The sequence below is a fragment of the Antarcticimicrobium luteum genome (assembly GCF_004358185.1).
GTDB classification, from domain to species: domain Bacteria; phylum Pseudomonadota; class Alphaproteobacteria; order Rhodobacterales; family Rhodobacteraceae; genus Antarcticimicrobium; species Antarcticimicrobium luteum.
In genome coordinates this window covers 1-2,954 of the sequence record NZ_SMUV01000012.1, presented here as the reverse complement: position 1 = coordinate 2,954, position 2,954 = coordinate 1, and the positions used below count along the sequence as shown (strand labels likewise).

Below are 2,954 nucleotides of genomic sequence, written 5' to 3'. Positions count from 1 at the left end.
CTGCCCGAGAAGCTGCGGGAGGGCCGGCGCGAGGCCGAGGCGGCCTTCGGCAACGGCGAGGGCTATCTGGAAAAGATGATCACCCGGGCGCGGCATGTGGAGGTGCAGATCCTCGGCGACAAGCAGGGGCAGATCTATCACCTGTTCGAGCGTGACTGCTCGGTGCAGCGGCGCAACCAGAAGGTGGTCGAACGCGCCCCGGCGCCGTACCTCACCGAGGCGCAGCGCGCCGAGATCTGCGATCTGGGCGTGCGCATCTGCAGCCATGTCAATTACGAATGCGCCGGCACCGTCGAGTTCCTGATGGATATGGAGACCGAGCAGTTCTATTTCATCGAGGTGAACCCGCGGGTGCAGGTGGAACATACCGTCACCGAGGAGGTGACCGGCATCGACATCGTCCGCGCCCAGATCCTGATCGCCGAGGGCAAACCCATCGCCGAGGCCACCGGCAAGGCGGCGCAGGAGGAGATCCGGCTGAACGGCCACGCGCTGCAGACGCGGATCACCACCGAGGATCCGCAGAACAACTTCATCCCCGATTACGGCCGCATCACCGCCTATCGCTCGGCCACCGGCATGGGCATCCGGCTGGACGGCGGCACGGCTTACGCGGGCGGCGTGATCACCCGCTATTACGACAGCCTGCTGACCAAGGTGACCGCCTGGGCGCCGACGCCGCAGATGGCGATCGCGCGGATGGACCGGGCGCTGCGCGAGTTCCGCATCCGCGGGGTCAGCACCAACATCGCCTTTGTCGAGAACCTGCTGAAGCATCCGACGTTCCTGAACAACAGCTATACCACCCGCTTCATCGACGAGACGCCGGAGCTGTTCCACTTCGCCAAACGGCAGGACCGCGGTACCAAGGTGCTGACCTATATCGCCGACATCACCGTCAACGGGCATCCCGAGACCAGGGGCCGCCCCGAGCCGCGCCGCGATATCAGGCTGCCGAAGCCGCCGGCCCAGCGGGGCGAGCCGCAGATGGGCACCCGCAACCTGCTGGAGCAGCAGGGGCCGCAGGCGGTGGCCGACTGGATGCGGGCGCAGAAACAGCTGCTGATCACCGACACCACCATGCGCGACGGGCATCAGTCGCTGCTGGCGACCCGGATGCGCTCGGTCGACATGATCCGGGTGGCGCCCGCCTATGCCGCCCGTCTGCCGCAGCTGTTCTCGGTGGAATGCTGGGGCGGGGCGACCTTCGATGTGGCCTACCGGTTCCTGCAGGAATGCCCCTGGCAGCGGCTGCGCGACCTGCGCGCGGCGATGCCGAACCTGATGACGCAGATGCTGCTGCGCGGCTCCAACGGGGTCGGCTATACCAATTACCCCGACAATGTGGTGCAGGCCTTCGTGCGGGAGGCGGCGAAGAATATCGACGTCTTCCGCGTGTTCGACAGCCTCAACTGGGTCGAGAACATGCGCGTCGCCATGGACGCGGTGATCGAGGCCGGCAAGATCTGCGAGGGCACGATCTGCTATACCGGCGACATCCTCGATCCGGACCGGGCCAAATACGACCTGAAGTATTACGTCGGCATGGCGCGCGAGCTGGAGGCCGCCGGCGCCCATGTGCTGGGGCTGAAGGACATGGCGGGGCTGCTGAAGCCCGCCGCCGCCAGCGCGCTGATCGCGGCGCTGAAGCAGGAGGTGGGCCTGCCGATCCATTTCCACACCCATGACACCGCCGGGGTCGCCATCGCCTCGATCATGGCGGCGGCGGAGGCCGGCGTCGACGCGGTCGACTGCGCCATGGACGCGTTTTCCGGCAACACCAGCCAGGCGACGCTGGGCTCGGTGGTCGAGGCGCTGCGCCACACCGGGCGCGACACCGGCCTCGACATCGCCGCGATCCGCGAGATCAGCGATTATTTCGAGGCGGTGCGCGGCCAGTACGCCGCCTTCGAGAGCGGGCTGCAGGCGCCGGCCTCGGAGGTCTACCTGCACGAGATGCCGGGCGGGCAGTTCACCAACCTCAAGGCGCAGGCGCGCTCTCTGGGGCTGGAGGAGCGCTGGCACGACGTGGCGCAGACCTATGCGGATGTGAACCGGATGTTCGGCGATATCGTCAAGGTGACGCCGTCGTCGAAAGTGGTGGGCGACATGGCGCTGATGATGGTCTCCCAGGGGCTCAGCCGCGCCGATGTCGAGGATCCGGACAAGGAGGTCGCCTTTCCCGACAGCGTCATCGACATGATGCGCGGCAACCTGGGCCAGCCGCCGGGCGGCTTTCCCGCGGGCCTCGTCAGGAAGGTGCTGAAGGACGAGGCGCCCAACCTTGAGCGCCCCGGCCGGCACCTGGCGCCGGTCGAGCTGGAGGCGGCCCGCGCCACGCTCAGCGCCGAGCTGGACGGCCGGCCGGTCGATGACGAGGATCTGATGGGCTATCTGATGTATCCCAAGGTCTATCTCGACTACATGGGGCGGCACCGGCTCTACGGGCCGGTGCGCACGCTGCCGACGCGGACCTTCTTCTACGGCATGGAGCCGGGCGAGGAGATCTCGGCCGAGATCGACCCCGGCAAGACGCTGGAGATCCGCTGCCAGGCGGTGGGCGAGACCGACGAGAAGGGCGATGTGAAGGTGTTCTTCGAGCTCAACGGCCAGCCGCGCACCGTGCGGGTGCCCAACCGGCTGGTGAAAGCGGAAACCCAGGCCCGCCCCAAGGCCGAGCCCGGCAACCCGAACCACATCGGCGCGCCGATGCCCGGCGTCGTCGCCTCCGTCGCGGCCCGGCCCGGCAGCGCGGTCAGGGCCGGCGATCTGCTGCTCACCATCGAGGCGATGAAAATGGAAACCGCCATCCACGCCGACCACGACGCCACCGTCAAGGCCGTCCACGTCCAGCCAGGAACCCAGATCGACGCAAAAGACCTCATGATCGAACTCCAATGACCCCACCAGTTCCAGCGGCAGTACCAGCCGCGGCAGCGGACGGACGGACCCGC

1 protein-coding gene is annotated in these 2,954 nt (G+C 67.7%); it reads left to right on the top strand.

Annotation, left to right across the window (positions count from 1 at the left end; all coding sequences use genetic code 11):
* On the top strand, positions 1-2,901 hold a 2,901-nt coding region (locus E1832_RS00115), incomplete at its 5' end, for a pyruvate carboxylase (protein WP_133357747.1).
* Positions 2,902-2,954 lie beyond the last annotated feature (53 nt).